Source organism: Streptomyces sp. WMMC500 (assembly GCF_027497195.1).
In the GTDB taxonomy this organism is placed as follows: domain Bacteria; phylum Actinomycetota; class Actinomycetes; order Streptomycetales; family Streptomycetaceae; genus Streptomyces.
This window is the reverse complement of record NZ_CP114905.1, coordinates 5,900,372-5,914,353: the sequence shown is the minus strand read 5'-3', so window position 1 is coordinate 5,914,353 and position 13,982 is coordinate 5,900,372. Positions and strand designations below refer to the sequence as shown.

The following is a 13,982-nucleotide window of genomic DNA, read 5'->3' as shown; positions in this document are numbered from 1 at the left end:
ACCACCCCGTACGCGGTCGAACGGCCCGGCGGGGCTCGTGCGCCGGTTCGCGCCGTCGCCGTGCGCCGTCGCCGGTCGCGTCCCCGGTCCCGCCGCCGGTCCCGCCGCCGGATCGCGGGGCGGAGCGTTCTCGGCGACCATGAGGTCACCGGGCCGGCCGGTCCGCGGGAGGCGGTGCGATGGCTGCGGTACGGGACCGGTGGCGGCGGCTCGTGGCCGCGGTGCTGGGGACCGCCGCGGCGCTCACGGCGGGGGTGGTGCAGCCGGCCGGGACGGCGCCCGCGGAGCGGGTGACGCAGCAGTGGGCCGGCCCGGAGGGGGCGCTGCGGCGCAGCGTCGAGGCATACGGGGCGCATCCGCGGCAGCGGGTCACCGTCCACTGGCAGCCGCGGCTGGCGCTCCGCGGCGGGCTCGTCATCCTGCACGGCGGCTACTGGTCGTACGACACCGACTGGGAGGCGTGGGCCCGGGCCTTCGCCCGCCGCGGCTACGCCGTCTTCGACGCCGGCTACCGCCTGTCCCCCGGCGTGCGCTGGCCGGCGCAGCGCGACGACGTGGTGGCGGCGCTGCGCTGGGTGCGGCGCAACGCCGCCGCGTACGCCGTGGATCCGGCGCGGGTCGGGGTGCTGGGTTCTTCGGCGGGCGGGCACCTCGCCGTGGCCGCCGCCACCTACGGCGCCGGGGCTTCGCGCACCGCCGGGGTGGTGGCGCTGTCGCCGGTCGCGTCGCCGTACCGGGCCTGGCTGGACGGCGGGACGCCGGGGGCGACGGCGGCGGAACAGCGGCTGCGGACGAGCGCGGAGCGGCTGGCGGGGTGCGTACCGGACGGCACGCCGGCGGTGTCGGCGGACCCGGACTGCCGGCGGGCGTGGTGGTCGCTGGACCCGCGGAGCGGGGCGTCGGGGCGGGACGACGCCCCGATGCTGCTGCTGCACTCGGCGGACGACTTCGTGCCCGCGTACCACTCGGAGGCGGTGGCGGCGGCGGAGCGGGCGCGGGGGATGCCGGCGGAGGACGTCCGGGTACGGGTGGTGCCGGGCGGCGCGCACGGGATGCGGCTGCTGACGGAGCCGGGGGTGGCGGGGGAGGTCGAGGGGTGGCTGCGGCGGCGGATCGGCTAGGCGTACGCGCCGGGGAAGCGGGCTAGAGGGGCGCCGACAGCTCCGCCCACACCGTCTTGCCCGCCTCTCCGGGCTCCCGCTGCACGCCCCAGTCCAGGCACAGCCGCTGCACGATGAACATCCCGTGCCCGCCCGGCCTGCTGGCCCGGTGCGGAGTGCGGGGCTCCGGGGTCCCCGTGCCGGGGTCGCTGACCTCCAGCCGCAGCACCTTCCCGGCCGTACGCAGCCGCAGTTCGTCGGGGCCGCCGCCGTGCAGGCAGGCGTTCGTCACCAGCTCCGAGACGACGAGCAGGACGTCCTCCGCCGCCGCGCGCTGCTCCGCGTTGGCCGCGGGCAGCCAGCCCCAGTCCTCCAGCGCCCGGCGGGCGAAGTCGCGGGCGCGGGGCACCATGCCGCTGGCGCCGACGAGCCGCAGCCGGCGCACCTGTGCCGCGGGGGCGGGTTCGCCGGCCGGGGCGGCGTCACCGCGGCCCGGTCGCGCGGGCGCGGCGGCGCCGCTGCCGGCCTCGCCCTCCGGCGGCAGCGCGCCGGGCGGCACCGACCTGAAGCTCATCGCCTCACGACACCCCCTTCGCGCAACCGCACGCCCGTCCGCGCACCCGTCCGCGCATTCGCGCCCTTCCTGCCCGTTCCAGAAGTTTCGCCTGGGCTTCTGCCCTACGAGATCGCGGAAACACCCCCGAGTTTCCCCGGGAATCTGTGACGCGCATCACCTGCCGCACCCGCCCCACCCGGCATCCGGTGACCTGGAGGTCACTCCACGAGGGCCGCTTCCAGGGTGTCGTGGAGGGAGAAGACCGCCTCGGCACCCGTGATCTCGAAGACCCTGGCCACCACGGGCTGCAGCCCCGCGAGGTGCACGGCACCGCCGTCGGCCTCCGCCTTGAGGCGGGCGCCGAGGAGCACGTTCAGCCCGGTCGAGTCGCAGAAGTCCAGGCGTGAGCAGTCGAGTACGAGCCGCGTGCGGCCGCCGGCGATGCACTGCTCCAACGGCTCCCGCAGCACCTCGGCCGTGTGGTAGTCGAGTTCACCCGTAGGTGTGAGGACCGCGCTCCCGCCATGGACCCGCACGTCGACGTGCAGTCGGCCGCGGCTCGGGCTTCCGGCGGTTCCGGCGTCCATGCGCGCTTGTCTCCTTGACCTTCGGGCTGGCGTGCGATGCAGCTCTGACCCTACGCCTTTGGTCACATGTTCGGCACCTGAACAACCAACATAATAGGGCAAATATGGACACCTGATTCTTGCACCGGACGGCAGAACGGGGTAGGGCTAGAAGGACTCACGACACGTGGCCTTGGGAGGCGCCGCAGACCACAGCGGACAGACATGGCATCGGCAGCCGCACGCCGAGAACGATGGAGGACAAATGTCAACCCGGCTCGACGCCGCGGCCAGCACGCCGCCGGCACGACCCCACGCCGAGCACGGCGACGACCACACAGAGCACCACGGCGCGGACATGGCGGACCCGGCGGACCCGGCCACCGACGACACCGCGGCGGCCCCGTTCACGGGGAGCATGGACGAGCTGGAGGGCATCGCCTTCGACGAGGTCGCCCCCGCGGACGCGCGGGCCATGTCGAAGACGCTCTTCGACCGGATCGGCACCCTCGAAGAGGGCACCCACGAGTACTCGTACGTCCGCAACACCCTGATCGAACTCAACCTGGCGCTGGTGAAGTTCGCCGCCTCCCGGTTCCGCTCGCGCAGCGAGCCGATGGAGGACATCATCCAGGTCGGCACCATAGGGCTCATCAAGGCGATCGACCGCTTCGAGCCCGCCCGCGGCGTGGAGTTCCCCACGTTCGCGATGCCGACGATCATCGGCGAGATCAAGCGGTTCTTCCGCGACACCTCCTGGTCCGTGCGCGTCCCGCGCCGGCTGCAGGAGCTGCGCCTCGACCTGGCGAAGGCGGGCGACGAGCTGGCACAGCAGCTCGACCGCGCCCCCACGGTCGACGAGCTGGCCGAGCGCCTGGACATCGGCCGGGACGAGGTCATCGAGGGCATGGCGGCCTCGAACGCCTACACCGCCAGCTCGCTGGACGCGCAGCCCGAGGAGGACGACTCCGAGAGCACCCTCGCCGACCGCATCGGCTACGAGGACCACGGCCTGGAGGGCATCGAGTACGTCGAGTCCCTCAAGCCGCTGATAGCGGAGCTGACGCCGCGCGACCGGAAGATCCTGTCGCTGCGGTTCGTGGCCAACATGACCCAGTCGGAGATCGGCGAGGAGCTTGGCATCTCGCAGATGCACGTCTCGCGGCTGCTGTCGCGGACGCTGGTGCGGCTGCGCAAGGGGCTGATGGTCGAGGAGTGAGCCGGGGGCCGCCTCCCCGGGTTTCCGGGGAGGCGGTGCCATGATCGCCGCATGGCCTCCATCCGGCGGAGGGCCGGCCGCCCGGCCCCGGCGCTCGCCCTGCTGACGGCGCTGGCGCTGGCGTGGACGGCCGCGTGCGCGATGCCCGGCGGCGGGCCGGCGCCGCCCGCGAGCGACGCCGCCTCGTACGAACGGGACCGCGGCGGCGACGAGTGGACCCCCTGCCCGCTGACGGGCATGGAGCGGCGCGAGTGCCGCGGCGTCACCGTGCCCGTGGGCGGCGACGGCCCCGAGACGCTCCGCCTCGCCCTGGCCCGCCTGCCCGCCCGCGACCCCGGCCGCCGTATCGGCGCGCTCGTCCTCGCGCCCGGCGGGCCGGGCCTCTCGGGCCTCCAGGAGGCCGTGTCCGCCGGCGTCGACTACCCCCGCGCGCTGCGCGACCGTTTCGACATCGTCGGCTACGACCGCCGCGGCACCGGCCGCAGCCACCGCGTGGACTGCGGCGAGCCCCGCGGTGCGCTGGCCCGCCTCGGTACCGCGCGCAGCCTCCGGCGCGTACGGGACGTCACCGCCGTCGACGCCGCAGCCCGCGACTACGTCGAGGGCTGCCGCCTCGCCTACGGGCCGCTGCTGGCCCGCCTCGGCTCCCGCGCGGGCGCGACGGACCTGGAGCGGGTCCGGCGGGCGCTGGGCGAGGAGCGGATCAGCCTGCTGCTGCACTCGTACGCCACCGTGGCCGGCCAGGTCTACCTCACCCGCCACCCGGACCGGGTGCGCGCGGCGGTCTTCGACGGGGTCGTCGACCCGGACCGGCCGGGCACCTCGTACGTGCTGAGGACGCTCCACACCCGCCAGGAGCTGGACGACGAGCAGGTCCCGGAGCCGACGGCCAGGACCGCGCCGAAGGCGGTGCCGCCGGACGTGCGGGCGGCGTTCGACGAACTGGACCCGGGACCGCCGCCGCTCGCGCTCTTCCTCGGGGTGCACTGCACGGACTTCGCGTGGCCGGGGAACCTGCGGGCGCTGCTGCGGGAGCTGGACGACGCGCACGAGGCGCGGTGGCGTACGCGGGCGGTGGCCCAGGACTACGCGCCCTGCGTGCACTGGCCGGGGCGCGGGGAGCCGCTGGGCGCGGTCCGCCCCGCGGGAGGTTACGGGGGCTACGGCGCGGCCGACGGGGCGGATCTGCTGCTGGTCAACAGCGAGGACGACATCCGTACGCCGGCGGCGGGCGCGGAGCGGGTGGCGATGCGGTTCCGGGCGCCGCTGCTGACGGTGCCGGGCGGGCGGCACGGGCTGGTGGGCTTCGGCAACGAGTGCGCGGAGCGCGCGGCGGTGGACCACCTGACGGCACGCCCCGCGGCGGACCCGGACGCCGGCCCCGGTTGCTGACCGGCGCCCTCGCGCCGGCGACCGGTGGTCATTTGCCGGCCTGCGCGCTCCGGCCAGCCGTCGATCCTCAGTTGCCGAACTGCGCCCTCGCGCCGGCCGCCGGTCCTCCGTTGTCGGCCCGCGCGCTCCGGCCCGTCGTGCCTCCTCAGTTGCCGGCCGGCCCGGTCACCCGTTCCCCCCGCCGCCACACCTCCGCCACCAGCGGCACGCCCGGCCGGTAGGCCAGGTGCACGTGGCTCGGCGCGTCCAGCAGCGCCGCGTCCGCCCGCGCGCCCGGCGCGAGGCGCCCCACGTCCGTGCGCCGCAGCGCCGCCGCGCCGCCCGCCGTCGCGGACCACACCGCCTCGTCCGGCGTCATGCCCATCTCCCGTACCGCGACGGCCACGCAGAACGGCATGGAGCTGGTGAACGACGAGCCCGGGTTGCAGTCCGTCGACAGCGCCACCGTCACGCCCGCGTCCAGCACCCGCCGCACGTCCGGGTAGACCGCCCGCGTCGAGAACTCACAGCCCGGCAGGAACGTCGCCACCGTCACGCCCGACGCCAGCGCGGCCACGTCCGCGTCCGTCAGGTGCGTCAGGTGGTCCGCGGACGCCGCCTCCAGCTCGACGGCGAGCTGCACCCCAGGGCCGTACGACAGTTGGTTGGCGTGCACCCGCGGGGTCAGGCCGCGCAGCTTGCCCGCCGCGAGGATCGCCCGCGCCTGGTCGCCGTCGAACGCGCCCTTCTCGCAGAAGACGTCGACCCACCGCGCGTACGGGGCGCAGGCGTCCAGCATCTCGCCGGTGACCAGATCGACGTACCCGCCCGGATCGTCCTCGTACTCCGGCGCGACGACGTGTGCACCGAGGTACGTGACCTCCTCCACCTGCGCCGCCGCCACCCGCAGCCCCCGTGCCTCGTCCGCGACCGTCAGCCCGTAGCCGGACTTGGTCTCCAGCGTCGTCGTGCCCTGGCGGAGGGTCTCGCGTACGAACCGGGCGAGGCCGGCCGCCAGTTCCTCGTCCGTGGCGGCGCGGGTGGCGGCGACCGTCGTGCGGATGCCGCCGGCGCCACGCTTTTGATAGGACGCAGCCGGGCGTCCGGACATCCGGGCGGCGAACTCGCGGGTGCGGTCGCCGGCGAAGACCAGGTGCGAGTGCGAGTCGACGAAGCCCGGGAGCAGCGCCCGGCCCGCCGCGTCGTACGCCGCGTCCGCGGCCGGCGCCGCGTCGGCCGCGCCGACCCAGGCGACCCGGTCGCCGTCGAAGACGACGGCCGCGTCCTCGATCAACCCCAGCGGGCCCTCGCCGAGGGCCGGGTCGTTGGTGACGAGGCTGCCGATGTTGACGATGGCGGTGGCTGTGGCTGTGGCTCTGGCTCTGGCTCCGGCGGTCATCTTCCTGCCCTCGGGTTCGGTGGCGTGCGGGATCGGATACGGGAGTCAGCCGCGCAGCGCCCCGATCGCCGCCGCCAGCGCCCCCGGCACGTCCTCGACGAGCGCGTGCACCCCGTCCCGTACGACGTGCCGGCCCCCCACCACCGTGTGCCGCACGTCCGCCGCCGTCGCCGCGAACACCGCCGTCTCCGCGCCGAGCCGCGGCATCGGGCCGACCGTGCGCACGCTGTCCAGCGCCACGGTGGTGAAGTCCGCGAGCCCGCCCGGCTCCAGCCGGGCCGGCGCGTCCCAGCCGAGTGCGGCGTAGCCGCTCTCGGTGGCGGCGCGCAGCAGGTGGTGCGCGGTCCAGTGGCCGCGGCGGCGGGTGCGCAGCCGCTCGTTCAGCTCCAGGGCCCGCGTCTCCTCGAAGAGGTCGACGACGGCGTGGCTGTCGCTGCCCAGCGACAGCGGGCTGCCCGCCCGCTCCACGGCCACGGCCGGGCCGATGCCGTCCGCGAGGTCCCGTTCCGTGGTGGGGCACATGCACACGCCGGTGCCGCTGCCGCCGAGGAGTTTGACGTCGTCGGCGGTGAGGTGGGTGGCGTGCACGGCGGTGGTGCGCAGCCCGAGGACGCCGTGGTCGGCGAGGAGGCGGGTGGGGGTGACGCCGTGGGCGGCGGCGCACGCCTCGTTCTCGCCGGGCTGTTCCGAGAGGTGGACGTGGAGCGGGGCGCGGCGGTCGGCGGCCCAGCCGGCGACGGCGGCGAGCTGGGCGGCGGGGACGGCGCGTACGGAGTGGACGGCGGCGCCGATGCGGGTCGTGCCCGTAGAGCCCGCGGCGGAGGCGTCCGGGCGGAGGTCGGCGGCGCGTTCCGCCCACGCCTCCGCGTCGCCGTCGCTGAAGCGGAGCTGCTGCCGGCCGGGCGGCTCGCCGAAGCCGCCGGCCAGGTACGCGGTGTCGAGCAGGGTCAGCCGGATCCCCGCCGCCGCGGCGGCGGCGATCAGCACGTGGCCCATGGCGTTCGGGTCGTCGTAGCGGGCGCCGCCGGGCGCGTGGTGGACGTAGTGGAACTCGCCGACGCACGTGATCCCGGCGAGCGCCATCTCGGCGTACACGGCGCGGGCGAGTTCGTAGTACGTGTCGGGGGTGAGCCGGTCGGCGACGCCGTACATGACCTTGCGCCACGTCCAGAACGTGCCCGAGCCGACCTGGACGGTGCCGCGCAGCGCGCGGTGGAAGGCGTGGCTGTGGGCGTTCGCCAGGCCGGGCAGGGTGAGGCCGCGCAGGACGGTGGCGCCGGGCGGCGGCGCGGCGGTCCCGGTCCGTACCGCGGCGAGCAGCCCGCCGGACGTCTCCGTCTCCAGGACGACGCCGGGTTCGACGACGCCGCCGACCCACGCCTGCTCCGCCCAGTACGTCGTCACGCGGCCCCTTCCGCCCGTTCCGCCGGATCCGCCCGTCCCGCCGGGTCCGCCCGTCCCGCCGGGCCCGCGTCGCCGGCCAGGTCCGCCAGCACGTCCGCCAGCGCCCGTACGCCCGCCGCGCAGTCGTCCTCGTCCGCCGACTCGGCCGGCGCGTGCGAGACGCCCGTCGGATTCCGTACGTACAGCATGGCCGCCGGCACCGCCCCCGACAGGATCCCGGCGTCGTGTCCCGCCCCCGTCGGGAGCAGGGGCGCGCCGCCGAGGCGCGCGGCGAGGCGGTCGCGCAGGGTGTGGTCGAAGTCGACGACGGGCGTCAGCGACTCGCGGGTGACCTCCAGCGCGGTGCCGTCGCGGGCCGCGCGCTCGCGGGCTGCCTGTTCGACGGCGGCGACGAGGGTGTGCAGGGTCTCCTCGTCGGCGGCGCGGGAGTCGAGCCAGCCGCGGACGAGCGCGGGGATGGCGTTGACGCCGTTGGGCTCGACGGCGACCTTGCCGAAGGTGGCGCGGGCCCCGGCCTGCGCGGCCTTCTTGCGGGCGGACAGGACGGTGTGGGCGTAGGTCAGCATCGGGTCGTGGCGGTCCTCCATGCGGGTCGTGCCCGCGTGGTTGGCCTCGCCGCGGAAGTCGAACCGCCAGCGGCCGTGCGGCCAGATCGCCGACGCCACGCCCACGGCGTGGTCCGTACCGGCGAGCGCCACGCCCTGCTCGACGTGCAGTTCGACGAAGGCGCCGATACGCGCCAGCCGCTCGGGGTCGGGGCCGAGGCCGGCGGGGTCGTGGCCCGCCCGCTCCATCGCCCGCGGCAGGGTCGTGCCCTCCGCGTCGCGCAGCCCGTGGGCCGCGGCGGTGGACAACTGCCCCGCCGCCAGCCGGGAGCCGACGCAGGCCAGGCCGAAGCGCGCACCCTCCTCGTCGCCGAAGTTGACGACGCCGAGGGGACGGGCGGGCCGGGCGCCGCGGGCGCGCAGCTCGTCGAGGGCCGCGAAGGCGGAGACGACGCCGAGGGGACCGTCGAAGGCGCCGCCGTCGGGTACGGAGTCGAGGTGGGAGCCGGTGACGACGGCGCCGCCGGCGGCCGGGTCGCCGAGCCAGGCCCACTGGTTGCCGTTGCGGTCGGTCTCGTACGCGAGCCCGCGCGCCCCGGCCTGCGCGCGGAACCAGGCCCGGCAGTCGGCGTCCGCCGCCGTCCACGCGAAACGGCGGTAGCCGCCGGTGGGCGCGTGCCGCCCGAGGGGCAGCAGCTCCCGCCACATCTCCTGGAACGAGGACGGGCTCACCCCAGGTCGCTTCCCGGCCCGGGGGCGCCCTCCCGCATCGGTACGCGCACGCCCCGCTCCGCCGCGACCTGCTCGGCCCGCTCGTAGCCCGCGTCGACGTGCCGGATGACGCCCGTGCCCGGGTCGTTGGTCAGCACCCGCCGGATCTTCTCGCCCGCGAGCGCCGTCCCGTCGGCGACCGTCACCTGGCCGGCGTGCAGCGAGCGGCCCATGCCGACGCCGCCGCCGTGGTGGACCGAGACCCAGGAGGCGCCGGAGGCGACGTTGACCATGGCGTTGAGCAGCGGCCAGTCCGCGATGGCGTCGGAGCCGTCGCGCATGGCCTCGGTCTCGCGATACGGGGACGCCACCGAGCCGCAGTCGAGGTGGTCGCGGCCGATGGCCAGCGGCGCGGCCAGCTCGCCGCTCGCCACCATGTCGTTGAACCGCTCGCCGGCCCGGTCGCGCTCGCCGTAGCCGAGCCAGCAGATGCGGGCGGGCAGGCCCTGGAAGTGGACGCGCTCGCCGGCCAGCCGGATCCAGCGGGCCAGCGACTCGTTCCCGGGGAAGAGGTCGAGGACGGCGCGGTCGGTGGCGGCGATGTCCTTCGGGTCGCCGGAGAGCGCGGCCCAGCGGAAGGGGCCCTTGCCCTCGCTGAACAGGGGCCGGATGTAGGCGGGTACGAAGCCGGGGAAGTCGAAGGCGCGCGCGTAGCCGGCGAGCTTGGCCTCGCCGCGGAGGGAGTTGCCGTAGTCGAAGACCTCGGCGCCGGCGTCCTGGAAGCCGACCATGGCCTCGACGTGCCGGGCCATCGACTCGCGGGCGCGGGCGGTGAAGTCGGCGGGCTTGTCGGCGGCGTACGCGGCCATGTCGGCGAAGTCGACGCCCAGCGGCAGGTACGCGAGCGGGTCGTGGGCGGAGGTCTGGTCGGTGACGATGTCGACGGGCGCGCCCTCCGCGAGCAGCCGCGGCACGAGCTCGGCGGCGTTGCCGAGGACGCCGACGGACAGCGGGCGGCGGGCGTCGCGGGCCTCGGTGGCCAGGCGCAGGGCGTGGTCGAGGCTGTCGGCCCGCGCGTCGAGATAGCCGTGCTGGAGGCGGCGTTCGATCCGGGAGGGGTCGCACTCGATGCACAGGGCGACGCCGTCGTTCATGGTGACGGCGAGCGGCTGGGCGCCGCCCATGCCGCCGAGCCCCGCGGTGAGGGTGATCGTCCCGGCGAGGGTGCCGCCGAAGCGTTTCGCGGCGACGGCGGCGAAGGTCTCGTACGTGCCCTGAAGGATGCCCTGCGTACCGATGTAGATCCACGAACCGGCGGTCATCTGGCCGTACATGGTCAGCCCCAGGGCCTCCAGCCGGCGGAACTCCTCCCAGGTGGCCCAGTCGCCGACGAGGTTGCTGTTGGCGATCAGGACGCGGGGGGCCCACTCGTGGGTCTGCAGGACGCCGACGGGACGGCCGGACTGGACGAGCATGGTCTCGTCCGGGCCGAGGGTCGTGAGCGTGCGCACCATGGCGTCGAAGGAGTCCCAGTCGCGGGCGGCCTTGCCGCTGCCGCCGTAGACGACGAGCTTGTCCGGGTGCTCGGCGACCTCGGGGTCGAGGTTGTTCTGCAGCATCCGCAGCGCGGCTTCCTGCTGCCACCCGCGGGCGCTGAGCCGCGTACCGCGCGGGGCCCGCACGGGTCGGGGTCCTGCCATGGCTGCCTCCCGGCGCGCTCGCCGACCTCACTGAATGAACAACTACACATCCTGGCGCGACTGAATTGCCCTAGTCAAGGCCGCCTCGCGTCCGGCAGCCGGACGCCGTACGACGGCATGTGCGGACGGATGATTGACTGCGGCCATGCCCGACGACGCGCCCGTACCCGCACCGCAGCACCCCCCGCTCGCCGCCCGCCGCGACCTGGCCGTGCGCGCGGCGCTGGCCGAGGGGCTGGTGTCCGACGCCGAGCCGGTGGTGGGGCTGCTGGACGTCGCGGGCATCCGGGAGTCGGCGGGCGCGCTGCGGGCCGCGTTCGAGGAGGTGGCCGCGCCGGGGACGCCGGTGCTGCACTCCTTCGCGGTCAAGGCCGCCGCCCTGGTGCCGGTGCTGCGGCTGCTCGCCGAGGAGGGCCTGGGCGCGGAGGTGGCCAGCCCCGGGGAACTGGAGCTGGCCCGCGCCGCGGCCGTCCCCCCGGAGCGCACCGTGCTCGACTCCCCCGCCAAGACCGCCGCCGAACTGCGCGGCGCGCTGGCCCTGGGCATCACCGTCAACGCCGACAACCCCGAGGAACTGGCCCGCATCGACGGCCTCGTCCGCTCCGCGCCGACCCGCTCGACGATCGGCGTACGCGTCAACCCGCAGGTCGGCGGCGGCAGCATCGGCGCGATGAGCACGGCGACGGCGACGTCGAAGTTCGGCGTGACACTCCAGGACGACGGCGCCCGCGACTGGCTCGTCCGCGCCTACCTCGACCGCCCCTGGCTCACCGCCCTGCACACCCACACGGGCTCCCAGGGCGTGCCGTTGCCGCTGATGGCGGCGGGGGTACGCGCGGCGTACGAGCTGGCGGAGGAGATCAACGCCGCCGCGGGCCGGCGCCAGGTCACCACGCTGGACATCGGCGGCGGGCTCCCGGTCAACTTCGACTCCGACGAGGTCACGCCCGCCTTCCAGGACTACGCACGCCTCCTGCGCACCGAGATCCCGGGCCTGTTCGACGGCCGCTACGCGCTGATCACGGAGTTCGGCCGCTCGCTGCTGGCGAAGAACGGCCTGGTGCTGGCGCGCGTGGAGTACGCCAAGTCCGCGGGCGGCCGCCCCATCGCGGTCACCCACGCGGGCGTCCAGGTCGCCGTACGCACCGTCTTCACCCCGGAGTCGTGGCCCCTGCGGGTGGCGGCGTACGACGCGCAGGGCCGCCCGAAGACGGGCCCCCGGATCGCCCAGGACGTGGCGGGTCCGTGCTGCTTCGCCGGCGACCTGGTGGCCCGCGCCCGCGAACTCCCCCCGCTGGCGGCGGGCGACCACGTGGCGCTCCTCGACACGGGCGCGTACTACTTCTCCAACCCCTTCTCCTACAACAGCCTCCCCCGCCCGGCGGTCCACGGCTTCACCACGGACGGGTCCGACGTCCGCTTCGCGACGGTCAGAACGGCCCAGACCCTCCAGGAGATCGTCACCGAATCCGGCGGCACCCACGCCACGTCCCTGACCACCCTCACCTGACCCGCCCACGCCCGTGAAGCAGGACCGGACGACCTTCCCATCCCTCCTGCGCGACGGCTTCACCCGCCGCCTCATCACTGCGTGACCGGGCGGCGGTAGCAGTCCACCGGTCACGGGACCGTCAGGCGGGTTCGGCGCTGAGGGCGTGGCCGGCAGGGGTGCGGGTGTGGGCCCATGCGGGCAGGGCGGTCAGCGCTCCGACCGCCGGCAGGACCACGAGTGCGGTGGCGAGCAGCCACGAGCCCGGGGGCACGGTCTGGGTGCCGAAGAGCCAGTACATGCCGAGCCCGGCCGGAATGCCCGCTGCCACTCCGGGCACGGCGGGCAGGAGTTGCGCAACGCAGAGTGCGGCGACGACCTGGCCGGGGGTGGCGCCGAGGGTGCGGGCGACGGACAGGGTGGGCCGGGCCTGCACGGCGGCGCTCAAGCCGAGGAGCACGGTGTTGAGTGTGGACATCGCCACCAGCGCGAGCGTGACGGCGAGCAGCACCCGCCCGGTCTGGTCGGCCCGTACGCCGATGGGGCCGAACTGCGTGAAGTCGGGTCGCGCGGCGAGTTCGGCGTGCCAGGTCAGCAGTGCGGTGACCATGAGCGTGGTGGCCGCCACGCCGGCACCGGCCAGCACGGCGCGGCCGGGACGACGGGCGAGCAGCCGGGTGCCGAGCAGCAGTGACGTCGGCAGGTACGCCGTGAGGGCAGGGAGGCGCGGGCGGCGCGTGGGGAGATGCGCCGGGTCGGCCAGGGCGTCGGCGGTACTGGTGCGGGCCGCACGCAGGGCGGGACGGAGCGCGCCCGTCACCGCGACGACGACGGCGAGGAGGACCGCGGCGGCAACGGTGCCGGAGTCGGGAGGACCGACGGTGTTGAGGAGCCCGGCGCCGGGGTCGACCAGGCGGGGCGCGGCAAGCGTGCCGGCGGTCAGGCCGATCGCGGTGGCCAGGAGGGTGAGCAGCAGGTACTGCGCGAGCAGGGCGGTGGTGACGGTGGCGGGACTGGCGCCGACGGCCTTGAGCAGGGCGGCACGCCGGTTGTCCCGGACGGCGCGTGCCGTCGCGAGTGCGGCGAGGGTGACGATCGCGGCGACGGCGAGCAGCCAGCCGCCGACGACCAGGGCGGGCCGGATGTGCTTGATCATGGCCTGGTCGGTCCGTAGGACACCCTGCCAGTCATGGGCGTTGACCCAGCCGTCAGCCTCGCTCCGCTCGGCGAACGTGGTGTCCATCCAGTGCCGCGTCGCGGAGGGATCGTCCAGCTTCAGATGGATCAGGTGGACTCCGGCGGCGTCGCCCGCGGCCCGGCGGGTGTCCGCGGAGGTGAGCCACATCCTGCCGCCGAAGTCGGAGGGCCCGGGCCCCTGCGCGTGGTCGCTCCACGGATACACCGGGGTCGCCGCGCTGATCGCAGTTCCGACGACGGGATAGTCGCGCCCGCCGACGGCGACCTGGTCGCCGACGCGCACGCCGAGTGCCTTCGCGAAGCCGCGTTCGAGCACGGCGCCGCCGGGCCGTACCCAGGTGCCGGAGGTCACCAGCGGCTGGTCGACCGCGGCATCCTTTGAGGCGTCGCGCCCTTCGACCGCGGAGTGCGCACTCTTGCCGTGGGCCTCGATGTACGTGTCGAACGCGAAGACCGGGTCCGCCTGCTCGGTCACACCGGGAGTGTCCGCGAGGCTCGCGGCCAGGCCGGAGGGGTCGGTGGCCGTCGTGACGACGGTGATGTCGGGTCCCGCGGTGACCGCGCGCGTCTTCTCGTACCCGGTTTCGACGGCGTGACCGGTCGCGAGGCCGAGGGTCAGGCTCGTGCTCGTGATGATGACGGCGAGCAGGAAGACGACGGCCTCGCCGGGGCGGCGGCGCACGTCGCGCAGGACCAGGCGCCCCATCAGGAACAGGTGTCCCACG

General features: G+C 75.5%; 11 protein-coding genes. 4 read left to right on the top strand and 7 right to left on the bottom strand.

Annotation, left to right across the window (positions count from 1 at the left end; all coding sequences use genetic code 11):
* Positions 1-179 precede the first annotated feature (179 nt).
* On the top strand, positions 180-1,121 hold the full coding sequence (locus tag O7599_RS25555) for an alpha/beta hydrolase (RefSeq protein ID WP_281617956.1): 942 nt from the start codon (positions 180-182) through the stop codon (positions 1,119-1,121).
* Between the two features lie 22 nt (positions 1,122-1,143).
* Here the strand turns inward: O7599_RS25555 and O7599_RS25550 are convergent, their stop codons facing one another.
* Together O7599_RS25550 and O7599_RS25545 are read right to left on the bottom strand one after the other, a co-directional pair.
* Complete coding sequence (locus O7599_RS25550) at positions 1,144-1,674, bottom strand: ATP-binding protein (protein ID WP_281617955.1); 531 nt, start codon at positions 1,672-1,674, stop codon at positions 1,144-1,146.
* A gap of 200 nt (positions 1,675-1,874) precedes the next feature.
* The gene (locus tag O7599_RS25545; RefSeq protein ID WP_281617954.1) at positions 1,875-2,243 is read right to left on the bottom strand and encodes an STAS domain-containing protein; all 369 of its coding nucleotides are present in this window, start codon (positions 2,241-2,243) and stop codon (positions 1,875-1,877) included.
* A 397-nt stretch (positions 2,244-2,640) separates the two neighbouring features.
* Between O7599_RS25545 and O7599_RS25540 the strand changes: the two genes are divergently transcribed.
* Together O7599_RS25540 and O7599_RS25535 are read left to right on the top strand one after the other, a co-directional pair.
* Positions 2,641-3,441 carry an RNA polymerase sigma factor SigF gene (locus O7599_RS25540; RefSeq protein ID WP_281623507.1) on the top strand — a complete coding sequence of 267 codons (801 nt, stop codon included), beginning with the start codon at positions 2,641-2,643 and terminating at the stop codon, positions 3,439-3,441.
* Positions 3,442-3,492: 51 nt separating this feature from the next.
* Entirely contained in the window at positions 3,493-4,833 is a 1,341-nt protein-coding gene (locus tag O7599_RS25535) for an alpha/beta fold hydrolase (RefSeq protein ID WP_281617953.1), read from the top strand.
* Between the two features lie 145 nt (positions 4,834-4,978).
* On the opposite strand, the gene hutI is transcribed toward O7599_RS25535, so the two are convergent.
* From hutI to hutU, 4 genes are read right to left on the bottom strand one after another with little or no spacing between them, the layout of a single operon-like run.
* Positions 4,979-6,211, bottom strand: a complete 1,233-nt coding sequence (gene hutI / locus O7599_RS25530) for an imidazolonepropionase (RefSeq protein WP_281617952.1) — start codon at positions 6,209-6,211, stop codon at positions 4,979-4,981.
* Positions 6,212-6,256: 45 nt separating this feature from the next.
* Entirely contained in the window at positions 6,257-7,615 is a 1,359-nt protein-coding gene (locus O7599_RS25525; protein WP_281617951.1) for a formimidoylglutamate deiminase, read from the bottom strand.
* On the bottom strand, positions 7,612-8,868 hold the full coding sequence (locus O7599_RS25520; RefSeq protein WP_281623506.1) for an allantoate amidohydrolase: 1,257 nt from the start codon (positions 8,866-8,868) through the stop codon (positions 7,612-7,614). Before O7599_RS25520 ends, O7599_RS25525 begins: the two co-directional genes overlap by 4 nt.
* Before the next feature lie 20 nt (positions 8,869-8,888).
* A complete protein-coding gene (gene hutU, locus O7599_RS25515) occupies positions 8,889-10,571 on the bottom strand; it encodes a urocanate hydratase (protein WP_281617950.1) in 1,683 nt (560 codons plus the stop codon).
* A 145-nt stretch (positions 10,572-10,716) separates the two neighbouring features.
* On the opposite strand from hutU, the gene O7599_RS25510 reads away from it, so the two are divergent.
* Complete coding sequence (locus tag O7599_RS25510) at positions 10,717-12,081, top strand: diaminopimelate decarboxylase (RefSeq protein WP_281617949.1); 1,365 nt, start codon at positions 10,717-10,719, stop codon at positions 12,079-12,081.
* Between the two features lie 121 nt (positions 12,082-12,202).
* Here O7599_RS25510 and O7599_RS25505 read toward each other — a convergent pair whose 3' ends face one another.
* On the bottom strand, positions 12,203-13,981 hold the full coding sequence (locus O7599_RS25505; protein WP_281617948.1) for an ABC transporter permease: 1,779 nt from the start codon (positions 13,979-13,981) through the stop codon (positions 12,203-12,205).
* Position 13,982: the final 1 nt, after the last annotated feature.

Coding starts and splice junctions, on each gene's coding strand:
- O7599_RS25510 (WP_281617949.1), top strand. CDS start 10,717: ATGCCCGACGACGCGCCCGTACCCGCACCGCAGCACCCCCCGCTCGCC.
- hutU (WP_281617950.1), bottom strand. CDS start 10,571: ATGGCAGGACCCCGACCCGTGCGGGCCCCGCGCGGTACGCGGCTCAGC.
- hutI (WP_281617952.1), bottom strand. CDS start 6,211: ATGACCGCCGGAGCCAGAGCCAGAGCCACAGCCACAGCCACCGCCATC.
- O7599_RS25545 (WP_281617954.1), bottom strand. CDS start 2,243: ATGGACGCCGGAACCGCCGGAAGCCCGAGCCGCGGCCGACTGCACGTC.
- O7599_RS25535 (WP_281617953.1), top strand. CDS start 3,493: ATGGCCTCCATCCGGCGGAGGGCCGGCCGCCCGGCCCCGGCGCTCGCC.
- O7599_RS25550 (WP_281617955.1), bottom strand. CDS start 1,674: ATGAGCTTCAGGTCGGTGCCGCCCGGCGCGCTGCCGCCGGAGGGCGAG.
- O7599_RS25555 (WP_281617956.1), top strand. CDS start 180: ATGGCTGCGGTACGGGACCGGTGGCGGCGGCTCGTGGCCGCGGTGCTG.
- O7599_RS25520 (WP_281623506.1), bottom strand. CDS start 8,868: ATGTGGCGGGAGCTGCTGCCCCTCGGGCGGCACGCGCCCACCGGCGGC.
- O7599_RS25540 (WP_281623507.1), top strand. CDS start 2,641: ATGGACGAGCTGGAGGGCATCGCCTTCGACGAGGTCGCCCCCGCGGAC.